The 14,698-nt window shown below is 72.4% G+C and carries 11 protein-coding genes and 1 pseudogene; 8 read left to right on the top strand and 4 right to left on the bottom strand.

What is annotated here, in order from left to right:
- The first annotated feature begins 191 nt into the window (after positions 1-191).
- Genes guaB through Vqi01_RS06545 form a run of 3 tightly spaced genes read left to right on the top strand, consistent with a single transcriptional unit; the run spans position 192 to position 4,351 of the window.
- Positions 192-1,754 (top strand): IMP dehydrogenase, encoded by a 1,563-nt coding sequence (gene guaB, locus Vqi01_RS06555; RefSeq protein WP_204033660.1) that lies wholly within the window; start codon positions 192-194, stop codon positions 1,752-1,754.
- A gap of 38 nt (positions 1,755-1,792) precedes the next feature.
- Positions 1,793-2,911 carry a GuaB3 family IMP dehydrogenase-related protein gene (locus Vqi01_RS06550; RefSeq protein ID WP_204033659.1) on the top strand — a complete coding sequence of 373 codons (1,119 nt, stop codon included), beginning with the start codon at positions 1,793-1,795 and terminating at the stop codon, positions 2,909-2,911.
- A 30-nt stretch (positions 2,912-2,941) separates the two neighbouring features.
- On the top strand, positions 2,942-4,351 hold the full coding sequence (locus Vqi01_RS06545) for a M1 family metallopeptidase (RefSeq protein ID WP_204033658.1): 1,410 nt from the start codon (positions 2,942-2,944) through the stop codon (positions 4,349-4,351).
- Positions 4,352-4,364: 13 nt separating this feature from the next.
- Here the strand turns inward: Vqi01_RS06545 and Vqi01_RS06540 are convergent, their stop codons facing one another.
- Positions 4,365-5,480: an LCP family protein gene (locus Vqi01_RS06540; protein ID WP_204033657.1), complete on the bottom strand. Its 1,116-nt coding sequence runs from the start codon at positions 5,478-5,480 to the stop codon at positions 4,365-4,367.
- A gap of 205 nt (positions 5,481-5,685) precedes the next feature.
- Here Vqi01_RS06540 and Vqi01_RS06535 point away from each other — a divergent pair, with 205 nt between their 5' ends.
- Positions 5,686-7,383, top strand: a complete 1,698-nt coding sequence (locus Vqi01_RS06535) for an FAD-dependent oxidoreductase (protein WP_204033656.1) — start codon at positions 5,686-5,688, stop codon at positions 7,381-7,383.
- Between the two features lie 215 nt (positions 7,384-7,598).
- The gene (gene guaA, locus Vqi01_RS06530; RefSeq protein ID WP_204033655.1) at positions 7,599-9,155 is read left to right on the top strand and encodes a glutamine-hydrolyzing GMP synthase; all 1,557 of its coding nucleotides are present in this window, start codon (positions 7,599-7,601) and stop codon (positions 9,153-9,155) included.
- Between the two features lie 103 nt (positions 9,156-9,258).
- Here guaA and Vqi01_RS30610 read toward each other — a convergent pair.
- Positions 9,259-9,609: pseudogene (locus Vqi01_RS30610) on the bottom strand (PspC domain-containing protein); the annotation flags it as partial.
- A 143-nt stretch (positions 9,610-9,752) separates the two neighbouring features.
- Here Vqi01_RS30610 and Vqi01_RS06520 point away from each other — a divergent pair.
- The 3 genes from Vqi01_RS06520 to Vqi01_RS06510 all read left to right on the top strand — a co-directional run bounded on the left by Vqi01_RS06520 (position 9,753) and on the right by Vqi01_RS06510 (position 13,060).
- Positions 9,753-10,700 carry an NUDIX hydrolase gene (locus Vqi01_RS06520; protein ID WP_204033653.1) on the top strand — a complete coding sequence of 316 codons (948 nt, stop codon included), beginning with the start codon at positions 9,753-9,755 and terminating at the stop codon, positions 10,698-10,700.
- 170 nt (positions 10,701-10,870) lie between these two features.
- Positions 10,871-11,779 (top strand): NUDIX domain-containing protein, encoded by a 909-nt coding sequence (locus Vqi01_RS06515; protein WP_204033651.1) that lies wholly within the window; start codon positions 10,871-10,873, stop codon positions 11,777-11,779.
- A gap of 351 nt (positions 11,780-12,130) precedes the next feature.
- Positions 12,131-13,060: a CDP-alcohol phosphatidyltransferase family protein gene (locus Vqi01_RS06510; protein WP_204033650.1), complete on the top strand. Its 930-nt coding sequence runs from the start codon at positions 12,131-12,133 to the stop codon at positions 13,058-13,060.
- 72 nt (positions 13,061-13,132) lie between these two features.
- Here Vqi01_RS06510 and Vqi01_RS06505 read toward each other — a convergent pair whose 3' ends face one another.
- Positions 13,133-14,380 carry a phosphatidylserine decarboxylase gene (locus Vqi01_RS06505; protein ID WP_204033649.1) on the bottom strand — a complete coding sequence of 416 codons (1,248 nt, stop codon included), beginning with the start codon at positions 14,378-14,380 and terminating at the stop codon, positions 13,133-13,135.
- Positions 14,381-14,487: 107 nt separating this feature from the next.
- A partial coding sequence (locus Vqi01_RS06500) for a hypothetical protein (protein ID WP_204033648.1) occupies positions 14,488-14,698 on the bottom strand: 211 nt, incomplete at its 5' end.

The raw sequence follows: 14,698 nt of genomic DNA, 5'->3' as shown, positions 1-14,698 counted from the left end.
ACCGTAGACCTAAGCATCCGCCGATGCCCGCCCCCGTCGGGTAACGACTCCCGACACCGCTCGGGCTGCCGGGCGCGGATGTCTCCCGGGCCCCTGGGTACGATGGGAGCGACGCACCCTCGCCCGGTCCTAGCCGGTGCCCACCAGTGCCACCTCACTGAAGCCCGTTCGAGCAGCTCAGGAGAGCAATCGTGGATAATTCGCCCCGCACCGACCTTTCCGCCGGCATCGAGGCCGGCGAGCTGGGCGGCCACCTGCCCGAGCTGCCCGCCGGCTCGGCCCGGGTGGTCCCGCTGGGGCTGACCTTCGACGACGTGCTGCTCCAGCCGGGCGAGTCGGACGTGGTGCCCAGCCGGGTCAACACCCTCACCCGGCTGACCCGCAACGTCACCCTCTCCATCCCGCTGCTGTCCAGCGCGATGGACACGGTGACCGAGGCGCAGATGGCGATCGCGATGGCCCGCCAGGGCGGCATCGGCGTGCTGCACCGCAACCTCTCGGTGGAGGATCAGGCGCTCCAGGTCGACCTGGTGAAGCGCTCCGAGTCCGGCATGATCACCAACCCGGTGACCGCCAGCCCGGACGACACGCTGCGCGAGGTCGACCAGCTCTGCGGGCGGTACCGCATCTCCGGCGTGCCGGTGGTGGACGCGCAGGGGCAGCTTGTGGGCATCGTCACCAACCGGGACATGCGTTTCGTCTCCGACCCCGCCACGCCGGTCCGCGAGATCATGACCCGGGCGCCGCTGGTCACCGCGCCGGTCGGGGTGAGCAAGGACGAGGCGCTCGCCCTGCTGCGCCAGCACAAGGTCGAGAAGCTGCCGATCGTCGACGGCTCCGGCAAGCTGCGCGGCCTGATCACCGTCAAGGACTTCACCAAGAGCGAGCAGTACCCGAACGCCACCAAGGACGACGCCGGCCGGCTGCGGGTGGCGGCGGCGATCGGTGTCGGCGAGGACGCGTACAAGCGGGCCCGGGCACTGGTCGACGCCGGCGTCGACGTGCTCATCGTGGACACCGCCCACGGTCACCAGCGGGCCGTGCTGGAGATGGTCAGCCGGCTCAAGAAGGACGTGAGCGTTGACGTGGTCGGCGGCAACGTGGCCACCTACGCCGGTGCCAAGGCCCTGGTCGACGCCGGTGCCGACGGGGTGAAGGTCGGTGTGGGTCCGGGCGCCATCTGCACCACCCGGATCGTGGCCGGCGTCGGCGTGCCGCAGATCACCGCGATCATGGAGGCCGCGCGGGCGGCCCGCCCGGCCGGCGTGCCGGTGATCGGCGACGGCGGCATCCAATACTCCGGCGACATCGCCAAGGCGCTGGTGGCCGGCGCCGACACGGTGATGCTCGGCAGCCTGCTGGCCGGCTGCGAGGAGAGCCCCGGGGAGCTGATCTTCGTCAACGGCAAGCAGTTCAAGGCGTACCGGGGCATGGGCTCGCTCGGCGCGATGCAGTCCCGTGGGCAGGCCAAGTCGTACTCCAAGGACCGCTACTTCCAGCAGGACGTGACCAGCGACGAGAAGCTGGTCCCGGAGGGTGTCGAGGGCCAGGTGCCGTATCGTGGGCCGCTGTCCCGGATGGCCCACCAGCTGGTCGGCGGCCTCCGCCTGGCGATGGGGTACGCGGGCGCGGAGAGCATCTCCGAGCTGCACGAGCGCGGCCAGCTGATCCGGATCACCGCGGCGGGGCTCAAGGAGAGCCACCCGCACGACATCCAGATGACCGTCGAGGCGCCGAACTACCACACCCGCTGACCCCCTTTCACCACCCCTGAACACATCTGGAGTCCCCCATGCGTGACGTCGTCGAAATCGGGCTGGGCAAGACCGCGCAGCGCGGCTACCACCTGGACGACATCGCCATCGTGCCGAGCCGCCGCACCCGGGACGTGGACGACGTCTCCACCGGGTGGCAGCTCGACGCGTACCAGTTCGGCATCCCCTGCGTGGGGCATCCCTCGGACGCGACGATGAGCCCGGCCTCGGCGGTGCGGCTCGGGCAGCTCGGCGGGCTCGGCGTGCTCAACGTCGAGGGGCTGTGGACCCGCTACGAGAACCCGACCAAGGTGCTGGAGGATCTCGCCGGCCTGGACGAGGACGCCCGCGCCACCAAGCGGCTCCAGGAGGTGTACGCCGAGCCGATCCGCCCGGATCTGATCACCGAGCGGGTCCGCGAACTGCGCGAGGGTGGTGGCACGGTGGCGGTGCGGGTCTCCCCGCAGCACACTCTGGCGCTGGCGCCGGTCATCCTCGACGCGGGCGTGGACATCCTGGTCATCCAGGGCACCATCGTCTCGGCCGAGCACGTCTCGACCACCGACGAGCCGCTCAACCTCAAGGAGTTCATCGCCGACCTCGACCTCCCGGTCGTCGTCGGCGGCTGCACCGACTACAAGACCGCGCTGCACCTGATGCGCACCGGCGCGGCCGGCGTGATCGTCGGCATCGGTGGCGACGAGTGGTCCACGACCGAGTCGGTGCTCGGCATCCGGGTGCCGATGGCCACCGCGATCGCCGACGCCGCCGCCGCTCGGCGGGACTACCTGGACGAGACCGGCGGCCGGTACGTGCACCTGATCGCTGACGGGGACATCCGTACCTCCGGCGACATCGCCAAGGCGATCGGCTGCGGTGCGGACGCGGTGATGCTCGGCGAGCCGCTGTCGCTCTGCGACGAGGCGCCGGCCGGCGGCGCCTGGTGGCACTCGGCGGCCAGCCACCCGTTGCTGCCTCGGGGCGCCTTCGAGGCCGCCGGCGAGCCGCTGGGCTCCATGGAGCGCCTTCTCTTCGGCCCCGCCGACGAGCCCGACGGCCAGCTCAACCTCTTCGGCGGTCTCCGCCGCGCCATGGCCAAGTGCGGCTACCGCGACCTCAAGGAATTCCAGAGGGTCGCCCTGGTCCTGGACCGCTGACCCAGAGCCGGGCGGCGATAGGCTCGGGCGATGAGCAGGGGGTTCGGGCCGCGGGGGCGGGTGGCGGTGGCGGTGGTGGCCGCGGTCGCGCTGGTCAGTTGTACCGGCCAGGGGCGAAACGACGACGGGTTCCGGCCGGGCAGCGTGGATCTGGCCGACCCGTACGTCCCGGGCAGCGGCAACGGCGGGTACGACGTCGCCCACTACCGGCTGGCGGTGCGCTACGACCCGGCGGACGACCGGCTCGCCGGCCGGGCCGAGGTCACCGCGACCGCGACGCACGGGCTGTCCCGGTTCAACCTGGACCTGGCCGGGCTGGACGTCAGCTCGGTTTCCGTGAACGGCGCCCCCGCCGAATACCAGCACGCCGACGGTGAGTTGGTCGTCACTCCCGGCGAAGGGCTCGCCAACGGCAGCCGATTCACCGTCGAGGTGGCCTACGCCGGCGTACCCGAGGCGATCACCGACGGCGTGCTGGGCAGCGGTGGCTTCCAGCACACCGAGGACGGTGCGATCGCCCTCGGCCAGCCCCACTCGGCGGCGAGCTGGTTCCCGGTCAACGACCACCCGTCGGACAAGGCCACGTACGACATCGAGGTGACCGTCCCCGACGGTCTCGCCGCGCTGAGCAACGGGGTGCCCGGCGAGCGGACCAGCACCGACGGCTGGACCACCTGGCGCTGGGCCGAGCGCTCGCCGATGGCGAGCTACCTGACCACGCTGGTGATCGGCGACTACCGGGTGGACACCGGCAGCCACAGCGGCAAGCCGCTGATCACCGCCGTGCCGTCGGGGTTGCCCGCCACCGGGCCGGAGGCCAGGTCACTGGCCCGCACCGGCGAGATCGCCGACTTTCTGGCCGACCGGTTCGGGCCGTACCCGTTCGAGGCGTACGGCGGCGTGGTGGTCTCCGACTCCCGCATCGGGTACGCCCTGGAGACCCAGTCGCGGCCGGTCTACGGGCCGGGCTTCTTCCGCAACGGCGAACCGAACTACGGCGTGGTCGTCCACGAACTGGCCCATCAGTGGTTCGGCAACAGTGTGGCGTTGGCCGGTTGGCGCGACATCTGGCTCAACGAGGGGTTCGCCAGCTACGCCGAGTGGATGTGGGCGGAGCACGACGGCGGGACCACCGCCCAGCGCAGCTTCGAGCTCCAGTACGCGGCGACGGACTGGTCGCGGCGCACCCTCGATCCCGGCGTGGGCCAGATGTTCAGCACCGCCGTCTACAAGCGGGGAGCGCTCACCGTGCACGCGCTGCGGCGTACCGTGGGTGACGACGCCTTCTTCGAGATCCTGCGGGCCTGGACCACCGAGCGCCGGGACGGCACCGCGACCACCGAGGACTTCGTCGCCCTGGCCGAACGGGTCTCGGGCCGCTCACTGGGATCATTCTTCGACGCCTGGTTGACCGGCACCACCCCGCCCGCCCTGCCCTGAATGAAAGACCGGGTCAGTCCGGCACCGTTAGCTTTGGGTGCTCGGCGAGGTAGGCGTCGACCCGACCGGCGCGCAGTTCGGTGAGGAAGCGGTGGCCGACCCGGGTCAGCTCCTCGCCCCGGTAGGCGTTGCCCCGCCCGACGGCGGCCCCCGGCAGGACCACCAGCGTGAGGGCGTCAGGGGTGAGGCCACCGAGGGCGTACGCGAATTCCACGATCCGCCGCCCGCCGACGTAGACCAGCATGTCCCCGAGCGCGCCGACCACCTCCTCGACCCGCTCCGGTTGGCGGGCCAGGTCCGCGTCGAGGATCTTCCGGACCAGCGCCCGGACCAGTTGTTGCTGGTGGCGCTGCCGGGTGTAGTCGCCCCCGGGCAGGTAGCGCTGGCGGGCGTAGTCGAGCGCCTGCCAGCCGTTGAGGTGCCGGTCGCCGGGCTCGTAGACCATCTGCGGCCCGGTGTAGCCGCCCACCCCGGGGCCCGGCTTCCGGTGCTTGCCGTCCGGCTGGCGGTGTCGCGACACCACCCGCTGGTCGACGTGGATGTCGACGCCACCCAGGCTGTCCACCAACTTGTCGAAGCCGCCGAAGGTGAGCACTGCGCCCGCGTCGATACGGAGGCCGGTGTAGTCGCTGACGGTGCGCCGCAGCAGCTCGTACCCCTGGGCGGGGTCCGGTCGCCCCGGCCGCTTCGGCACCCGGCTGCCGTAGCTCATCGCGTTGGTGAGCTTGGTCCGCCCGCCTGAGTAGCCGGCCGGTTCGAAGGCCGGGATGTCCACCACGAGATCCCGGGGGAGCGAGAAGAGGTACGCCCGGGACAGCCCGGCCGGCACGTGCAGGACGAGTACGGCGTCGGCGTGCGGCTCCCAACCGGGCACGCTGACCCGGGTGTCGATGCCGACCAGCAGCAGGTTCAGCGGGCCGGTGATGTCCGCTCCCGGCGGTGGGGTGCTCGGGGTGGGGCTGGGTTGCCCGCTCGGCGACGGGTCCGGGCCGGGCGCTTCGGCGGTCGGTGCCGCCCGGTCGGCGACGACCGTACGGGCCACCACCACCGCAGCGCCGGCCAGCAGGAGCACCGTGACCAGCCCGGCCAGCAGCAGGGTCACGCGTCGGCGGTTTGCTGCGAGCGCCATCGGCGCCTCCTTAATCCGATACCGCTCGAACGCGGTGAGGCGGGCCCGAGGTTGCGCCCTCGCCGGCGACGCCGGTGTGGCTCGCGGCAGCACGCGACCGGCGACGCCGGTGTGGCTCCCGGCAGCACCGCGCTGATCGGCCCCGGTGCATGATCACGCAGAAGTGCTTCTGGCGCGAGATCTACTCGCAGGTAATGATGGCTTCATGCGGTACGACGTGGTCGTCATCGGATCCGGCTTCGGCGGCAGCGTCACCGCGCTCCGCTTGGCCGAGAAGGGCTACTCGGTCGGCGTGCTGGAGGCCGGCCGGCGGTTCGCCGACGACGAGTTCCCGCAGACCTCGTGGCGGCTGCGTCGCTTCCTGTGGGCACCGCGGCTGGGCTGTTTCGGCCTGCAACGCATCACCCTGCTGCGCGCCGCTGACCGGCGGGCCGGCGGCGCGGTGCTGGTGCTGTCGGGCGCCGGGGTCGGTGGCGGTTCGCTGGTCTACGCCAACACCCTCTACGAGCCGCTGGACGCTTTCTACACCGACCCGCAGTGGCGGGACATCACCGACTGGCGGGCCGAGTTGGCGCCCCACTACGACCAGGCGAAGCGGATGCTCGGCGTCACCGCGTACCCGATCGTCACCGGTGCGGACCGGGCGATGCGGCGGGTGGCCGAGCGGATGGGGGTGGGGCACACCTTCCACGCCACCCCGGTCGGGGTGCACATCGGACGGCCCGGCGAGCGGGTCGCCGACCCGTACTTCGGCGGTATCGGTCCGGATCGTGTCGGCTGCACGCACTGCGGCTCGTGCATGACCGGCTGCCGTCACGGTGCGAAGAACACGTTGGTGAAGAACTACCTCTGGCTGGCCGAGCAGCTCGGCGTCCGGGTGCACGCGCTGACCACGGTCACCGCGGTCCGGCCGGTCGACGGCGGCGGTTACGCGGTGCACACCGCGCGCACCGGTGCCTGGCTGCGCAAGCGCCGGCAGGTGATCCACGCCGATCAGGTGGTCTTCGCCGCCGGTGCGCTGGGCACCCAGCGGCTGCTGCACGAGATGCGGGCCGGCGGCGACCTGCCGGAGCTCTCACCCCGGCTCGGCGAGCTGACCCGGACCAACTCCGAGGCGATCCTCGGCGCCTCGATGTCGCACCGACGGGCCCGAGCACGCGGGGTGGACTTCACCGAGGGGGTGGCGATCACCAGCTCGTTCCACCCCGACCCGCAGACCCACATCGAGCCGGTCCGCTACGGGCGGGGCTCGAACGCGATGGGGCTTCTCCAGTCGCTGCTGGTCGACGGCGGGCCGCACCGGCTGCGCCGCTGGCTGGGGCAACTGCTGCGGCATCCGGTGCTGGCCGCCCGGATGCTCTCGGTGCGAGGCTGGTCGCAACGTACGGTGATCGCGCTGGTGATGCAGTCGGCCGACAACTCGCTCACCACCCGCCTGCGGCGCGGCCCGTTCGGCCGCCGGCTGGTCTCCGGTCCGGGCCACGGCACCCCGAACCCGACCTGGATCCCGGCCGGCAACCGGGCTGTCCGGCTGCTCGCAGAGGAGATCGACGGTACGCCCGGCGGCGCGCTCACCGAGCCGTTCGACATCCCGATGACCGCGCACATCCTCGGCGGCGCGGTCATCGGCGCCACCCCGGCCGACGGGGTGATCGACCCCTACCACCGGGTCTACGGTCACCCCGGCCTGCACGTCGTGGACGGCGCGGCGATCTCGGCCAACCTCGGCGTCAACCCGTCCCTGACCATCACCGCCCAGGCCGAACGCGCCATGTCCCTCTGGCCCAACAAGGACGACCCCGATCCCCGCCCACCACTCGGCTCCCCCTACCGCCCTCTCACCCCCATCCCCCCACACCACCCCGCCGTCCCCCCACACGCCCCCGCCGCCCTCCACCCCTGACACCCCACCCCTCACCCTTCCCCTCCGCCCCCCCGCCCCCGCCCCGCCCCCGCCCCGCCCTCCGCCCCCGCCGGCCCCCGGCGATCTTGCACTTTCCGTCGGGATGAAAGGTGCGTAAGGTGCATAATGGCGACAGAAGCTGCATGATCGGCGAGGCGGGGGAGCGTGGCGGTGCGCGTGGGGCGCGCCCGTCACGGTGGGTAGGATTTCCGGCTATGAGCCTGCCGCGTCCTGTCCTCGTGGTCGACTTCGGTGCCCAGTACGCCCAGCTGATCGCCCGGCGGGTACGCGAGGCAAGGGTCTACTCCGAGATCGTTCCGCACACCATGCCGGTGGCCGAGATGCTGGCCAGGAATCCGGCCGCGATCATCCTCTCCGGCGGCCCGGCGAGCGTCCACGAGCCGGGCGCCCCGCAGGTCGACGACGCGCTGTTCCGCACGGGCGTGCCAATCTTCGGCATCTGTTACGGGTTCCAGGCGATGGCCCGCTCCCTCGGAGGCACGGTGGCGCGCACCGGCAGCCGCGAGTACGGCGGCACCCCGCTGCGTCCCCGCCTGCTCGACCCGGGCGTGCTGCTCCGTGACCTACCGGCCGACCTGCCGGTCTGGATGAGCCACGGCGACTGTGTCACCGAGGCACCGGAGGGTTTCACGGTGACCGCCGAGTCGGCCGGCGCTCCGGTCGCTGCTTTCGAGGATCTGGCCGGCCGGCGGGCCGGCGTGCAGTTCCACCCCGAGGTGGGGCACACCGCGTACGGGCAGGAGATGCTGACCCGCTTTCTTTACGAGATCGCCGGGATCGAGCCGACCTGGACGCCCGAGAACATCATCGACGAGCAGGTGGCCCGGATCCGTGAGCAGGTCGGCGACAAGGAGGTCATCTGCGGGCTGAGCGGCGGAGTGGACTCCGCAGTCGCCGCCGCGCTCGTGCACAGGGCCGTCGGTGACCAGCTGACCTGCGTCTTCGTCGATCACGGTCTGCTGCGTGCGGGCGAGGCCGAGCAGGTGGAGAAGGACTACGTCGCGGCCACCGGCATCAAGCTCAAGGTGGTCGACGCGGCCGACCGGTTCCTCGGCGCGCTGGCCGGGGTGACCGACCCGGAGCAGAAGCGCAAGATCATTGGCCGGGAGTTCATCCGGGTCTTCGAGGTCGCGGCCCGGGAGATCGCCTCGCACGGCGATGTCGAGTTCCTGGTGCAGGGCACCCTCTATCCCGATGTGGTCGAGTCCGGCGGCGGCCCCGGCACCGCCAACATCAAGAGCCACCACAACGTCGGGGGTCTCCCGGAGGACCTGAAGTTCGCGCTGGTCGAGCCGCTGCGCGCGCTGTTCAAGGACGAGGTCCGTACGCTCGGTCTCCAGCTCGGCCTGCCCGAGGCGATGGTCTGGCGGCATCCGTTCCCGGGGCCCGGCCTGGCCATCCGGATCATCGGCGCGGTCGACCGGGAGCGCCTGGACGTGCTCCGCCGGGCCGATTTCATCGCCCGTCAGGAGTTGAGCGCGGCCGGCCTGGACCGGGACGTGTGGCAGTTCCCGGTGGTGCTGCTGGCCGACGTACGCAGCGTCGGCGTGCAGGGCGACGGGCGCAGCTACGGGCATCCCGTGGTGCTGCGCCCGGTCTCCAGCGAGGACGCGATGACCGCCGAATGGTCTCGGCTGCCCTACGACGTGATCGCCCGGATCTCCACCCGGATCACCAACGAGGTGGCCGAGGTGAACCGGGTGGTCCTGGACGTCACCAGCAAGCCGCCGGGCACCATCGAGTGGGAGTGACGCCGGCTCAGGCCGGCGGTTGAGGAGCCGTCCGGGGCGCCGGCTCCGGGCCATCAGCCGACGGCCGTGGGGCGGGCTGCTGCGGGCCGTCAGCCGACGGCCGTGGGGCGGGCTGCTGCGGGCCGTGCTGCGGCGCCGGCGCCGGGAAGGGCCACGCGGGGTGCGGCGTGGGTCCCGCCGGTCCGGGAGTTTGCGCCGGGCCGTGCGGTGCCGGGTTCGGCGGCTGCGGCCACGCGGGTGCGTTGGCCGGCTCCTCGGGCATCAGGAACCACATGATCGGGTACGCGAGCGCGGCGATCCCGCCGGTCAGCAGCGTGGCGACGGCGAAGATGACGCGCACCAGGGTGGGGTCGACGGCGAAGTAGCGGCCGAGACCGCTGGCCACCCCGGCCACCATCCGGTCCGTGGTCGGGCGGCGTAGCTGCTTGTACGGGGCCTGAGATGTGGAAGTCATGCCTCAACGGTCCTCGCCTCGGCGCGCATCGACCTCGGTGACCGCCCGGATCAATACCCTGAACTGCGCCTCAGGGACAGTGATCAGTCAGGAATCCGACTCTCTTCCGCGTCTGTAGCGGGTCACGGGGAGAATTTGGCTCCGTGACCACCATGCTGGAGCCGCTGCGCAGGATCGCGGCATACGCAGTCTGTACTGATTCGGTAGACCGAGTGTTGCTGGTCCGCGCGTCGGAGCGCTCGGGCACACCCGGTACGTGGTCCCTGCCCGGCGGGGCGGTCGACCACGGCGAGGATCCGCAGCACACAGTCGTTCGGGAGACCGCCGCCGAGACCGGCCTGTCGGTGGCCGTCGCCGGCCTGCACGACGTGTTGGCCGACATGCGGGCCCTGCCCGAGCGTGGCATCACCATCCACACCGATCGCCTGGTCTACCGGGTCTCGGTGCGGGGTGGCTCGCTGACCGACCGGGTCGACCGGCCGACCGACCTGGCCCGCTGGTTCACCCTGGACGAGGCGCGACAGTTGCCGCTGCGCTCGTTCACCGCACGCGCCCTCGGGCTGCCCGCCGCCTCGGCGGACATCGTGCCCGACGAGCCCCCCGAGTTCCCCTCCTTCTACGCGGTGCCCGGTCCCGACGGGCTGCACCGGGCGCAGCGCTTCGCCGCGTACGCCGTGGTCACCGACCCCGACGGGCGAGTGCTGTTGACCCGGGTCGCCGACGGCTACCCGGGCGCGGGCTGCTGGCACCTGCCCGGCGGCGGCACCGACTACGGCGAGCAGCCGGGTGCGGCGCTGATCCGGGAACTGGTGGAGGAGACCGGGCAGACCGGGCGCCTCGTCGAGTTGCTCGGGGTCGCCAGCCACCGGGACGCGGCGTCGCTCGGCCCGGAGGGTTACCCGATCGACTGGCACGGCGTACGCGCCTTCTACCGGGTGGTGGTCGACAAGCCCGCCCCGCCCACGGTCGGCGACGTCGGCGGTTCCACCTGCGAGGCCCGCTGGTTCGCCCGCGAGGAACTCGGCGCCCTGCCCACCGACCGCCTCACCGAGGTGACCGCCGAAGCCGTCCAGGCCGCCCGCCTCACCTGACCCCCCCACCCCTCCCCCCCCACCCCCTCCCCCCCCGCCCCCCGCCCCCCACCCCTCCCCCGGTCATCCCGCCGATCATGAAGTTATTGTCATGACACGCCATGGCGGGCGGCGATAACTTCATGATCGACGGACGCCGGCGGCGGGGGTGGACGGGAGGGGCGCGGGGCGTGGAGCAGGTGCGGCGGGTCGGGGCGTACGGATTGGTGTGGGACACCGAGCAGGAGCGGGTGCTGCTGGTGCGGGGTTCCAGGTACGCCGACTTCCCCGGGGTGTGGTTGCTGCCCGGCGGCGGCGTCGAACACGCCGAGCATCCCGCTTCCGCGGTGGTCCGCGAGGTCGCCGAGGAGACCGGGCTGACCGTCGAGGTCACCGGGCTGCGGGCGGTGGTCGCGGACGTGGTGCCGTACCCCGCGCAGGGGGTGGCCCTGCACACCGACCGGTTGCTGTTCGACCTGACGCCGGTGGGCGGCGCGTTGCGTTCCGAGGCAAAGGGCAGCGCCGACCTGGCCCGCTGGTTGACCACGGCGCAGGCGGCCGAACTGCCGTTGCTGGCCTTCACCGCCGAGGCGCTCGGCCTGCCGGTCGTTCCGCTGCCGGCGGGTGCGCTCCGCCGCCGGGAGCCGTTCGCCGTACCCGACGCCGGCCGGCGGCTGCGCTTCGGGGCGTACGGCCTGGTCACCGATCCCGCCGATCGGGTGCTGCTCTGCCTGATCGCCGACGGCTATCCGGGTGCCGGGCGGTGGCACCTGCCCGGCGGCGGGACCGACCATGGCGAACAGCCGGTCACCGCGCTGCTGCGGGAACTGGTCGAGGAGTCGGGCCAACTGGGTCGGGTGATCGACCTGATCGGGGTGGACAATCTGCACAATCCGGCGGCGCTCGGGCCGGAGGGATATCCGATCGACTGGCACGGCATCCGGGTCGTCTACCGCGTCGTGGTCGACGTTCCGACCGAGCCGGCGGTGACCGAGCTGGCCGGTGGCTCGACTGCCCGCGCCAGCTGGTTCACCCGGGCCGAGCTGCGAGAGCTGCCGCTGACGGAGATCGCCGCCGGGCTCCTGCTGACATCGCAGTGACCGGCGTCGCAGCTGCCGGTCCCGCTCACGCCGGCCGGTGGTGACACCTCCGGTACAGTCGGAGAAGGATCGATGGCAGAAACGGGCGTTCCTACCCGGATGGGAACAACCCTGCGGTTCGCATGGTTAGGGAGACATAAGTACCGCCGGCAGCTATCGCCAATCTCCATTCCCTGTGCGATGGTGTACTCCGCAAAACGGCTGCCGGGCCAGAAAGGTCCGGCACGAGACAGCCGGGCACCGCCCTCGAGGCGGCCATCCGGTTATGGAGGAAACGTGCCGAGAGCCCCATGGCGCCGGCGTCGTACGACTGACAGCCCGCGTCCCGCAGGGCGAAGCTGGACGGGCCCGTTGCGCCGCAGTGGCACCCTTGCTCGTCAAGTCCTGCTGGTCCGCGTCGGCCGCCGAGGTGCGGAACTGCACGGCGTGCCCGACATGTTGCCCGAGCCCCGGTACGCGGATCGTCCGCGTCGCCGGTACGGCCTGCAACGGTTCCACCGCGCCGGGATCGAGACGGTCGCCCCGATCAGCCCCGCCGTCGTGCCGGCACCGCTGGCACCTGGCGTGGCGGACGAGCCGGTCGCGACATCCGTACCCTTGCTCCCCGGTGCGCGCACGCCCGCGCGGCGGATGAAGTTCGCGCTGGTCAACGCCTGCACCCTGGCCAGCCTGCTGCTCGGCATCAACGCGATCTTCGTGGCCATGCACGGCAACGTGCGGCTCGCCGCCTTCCTCCTCATCGCCTGCGTCGCCTTCGACGGCCTGGACGGCGCGCTGGCCCGCAAGCTCGGGGTCTCCAGCCCGTTCGGCGCCCAGATGGACTCGCTGGCCGACATGTGCTCCTTCGGCATCGCCGCGCCCGTGGTGGTGTACGCCTCGCTCGCCGGCGACGTGCCGGCGACCGCCGCCGCGGTGGCCGCCGCGCTCGTGGCGGCCTGCTCCGCGATCCGCCTGGCCCGGTTCAACGTCTCACCCTCCGACGGCCGGTTCTTCTCGGGAGTGCCGACCACGATGGCGGCGGCCGTGCTGGCCCTGATGGTGGTCATCGGTCTCCCGGTGCCCGGTGCGGTGCAGATCGCCGGCGTGGCGCTGCTCGCCTTCACCATGGTCAGCAGCTTTCCGTACGCGAAGCTCGCCCGGCTGGTCAAGCTGCCGCCGTGGGTCTGGCTCGCTCCGGTGATCGGCGCGTTGATCGACGTGCGGCTCACCTTCGGCCTGATCGTGGTGGGTTACCTGATCAGTGGGCCGGTGCTCTGGCTGCGCCAGCGCCGTACGATCTGATCTTCAAGACAGCAGCGAAAGAGAAAGGGCGTCGCGGTCGACCGCGACGCCCTCTCTCGTCAGATTGCCCGCTCAACGCCAGCGGGCGATGACGCTCGCTCCGCCGACCACCTTGTCACCCGGGCCGACCAGCGGCTCCGCCGCCTCAGCCGGAAGGTAGACGTCGGTCCGCGAGCCGAACCGGATCAGCCCGAACCGCTCACCCCGGGCGAGCAGCGCTCCGACCGGGGCGCGCTGCACGATCCGCCGGGCGATCAGGCCGGTCCGCTGCGCCACCACCACCGTGCCGTGCGTGGTGTCCAGCACCGTGTACGCGGCCACGTTGTGCTCCGCGTCCGGCTTCATCGCGTTGACGAACCCGCCGTCGGCGACGAAGTAGTCCACCACCTTGCCCGCCACCGGTGCGCGGTTGACGTGCACGTCGAGCACCGACAGGAAGACCGCGATCCGCAGGAACTCACCGTCGCCGAAGCGCTCGTCGTGCAGGCGCTGCACCGACAGCACCTGACCGTCGGCGGCGGCCACCACGGCCGACGGGTCCTCCGGTACGTCCCGCTCCGGGTCCCGGAAGAACGCCGCCACCGGCGCGGCGGCCAACGCGGGCAGCAGCCAGAGCTTCGACTTCGGTCGGGCCAGCCGGGTCAGCGCGGCCAGCCCGAGGGCGATGCCGGCGGCGGCCACCCCGTTGGAGTCGATGTGCATGCCGCGGGTGACCGGCACGCTCGACGGGCGGTAGGCCGGCGCGAGCTGCTCCGCCGCCGCGGCGTGCGCCGGGGTGAAGCGGAGCCGGTACACGCGTACCGGCGGGGAGTTGCGCAGCACCAGGTCGGCGCCGACGCCGTGCAGGGCGCCCTGGCGGTCCAGCTCGGCGGCGGCGCCGGCGGTCCGGCCGACGGCGGTGGCCACACTGAGCACTGCCCCGTCGGCCAGGTACTTGGTCAGCGTCTCGATGGCGCCACGGGTCTCCTCGGCGGTGCCGACGAACGCCTCGCCGGCGACCACCACGGCGGCCGGCTCGGCCTCGGCGAGGCTGTCCACGACGCGTACCCGGTCGGCGACCCAGCGGCCCTGTGCGGTGACGTGCTCCCGCAGCGCCGCGGCGCTGATCCGTTCGGCCGGGACCACGGTGAGGGTGTCGCCGGGCAGCAGCGCCTCGATTGCGGCGGCCAGTACGGCGGACTCCGGGGTCACGCCCACCAGCAGGGCGGCCTTGGGGGCGTTGATCCGGGCGAGCTCGGAGACGAGAGTACGGGCGGCGCGCTCGCCGAGGCGCGCCGGACCGGAGCGGCCAGGGGCGCGCGCGGCAGGGGACTGGGTCATGTCGATCGGGCTCCTGACAGGTAGAGGCGATTGACGCGAGATCGCCGCCCGGCGGGGCGGCCCGGCGCTCCGGCCAGCATAGGCGGCCGGCGACGGCTGCCGCATGGTCAGGCCGTCGAGCCCCGCTGACCCGGCGAGGGCGGCTCATCCTCGCCGGACAATTCGAGCGTACGCTCGGCACCCGGCCAAGGCGTGGGGCGCGGCTCGGTGTCGGTCGCCTCCGACCGGGGCATGCCGCCCGGGTCGGGCTCGCTGGCGTCCCACCGGGGGGAGCCACCCGGCTCCGGCGCCTCCGGGCCGGCGCTGCCCGCAGTGCCC

Origin of the sequence: Micromonospora qiuiae (assembly GCF_016863555.1) — a bacterium.
In the GTDB taxonomy this organism is placed as follows: Bacteria; Actinomycetota; Actinomycetes; order Mycobacteriales; family Micromonosporaceae; genus Micromonospora; species Micromonospora qiuiae.
Note: the sequence above shows the minus strand (reverse complement) of the source record. Positions and strands in the feature narration are given on the sequence as shown.

Excerpts from the sequence above, each read along its gene's own strand:
- Vqi01_RS06540 (WP_204033657.1), bottom strand. The coding sequence starts at position 5,480 with ATGGCGCTCGCAGCAAACCGCCGACGCGTGACCCTGCTGCTGGCCGGG.
- guaA (WP_204033655.1), top strand. The coding sequence starts at position 7,599 with ATGAGCCTGCCGCGTCCTGTCCTCGTGGTCGACTTCGGTGCCCAGTAC.
- Vqi01_RS06505 (WP_204033649.1), bottom strand. The coding sequence starts at position 14,380 with ATGACCCAGTCCCCTGCCGCGCGCGCCCCTGGCCGCTCCGGTCCGGCG.
- Vqi01_RS06535 (WP_204033656.1), top strand. The coding sequence starts at position 5,686 with ATGCGGTACGACGTGGTCGTCATCGGATCCGGCTTCGGCGGCAGCGTC.
- Vqi01_RS06545 (WP_204033658.1), top strand. The coding sequence starts at position 2,942 with ATGAGCAGGGGGTTCGGGCCGCGGGGGCGGGTGGCGGTGGCGGTGGTG.
- Vqi01_RS06550 (WP_204033659.1), top strand. The coding sequence starts at position 1,793 with ATGCGTGACGTCGTCGAAATCGGGCTGGGCAAGACCGCGCAGCGCGGC.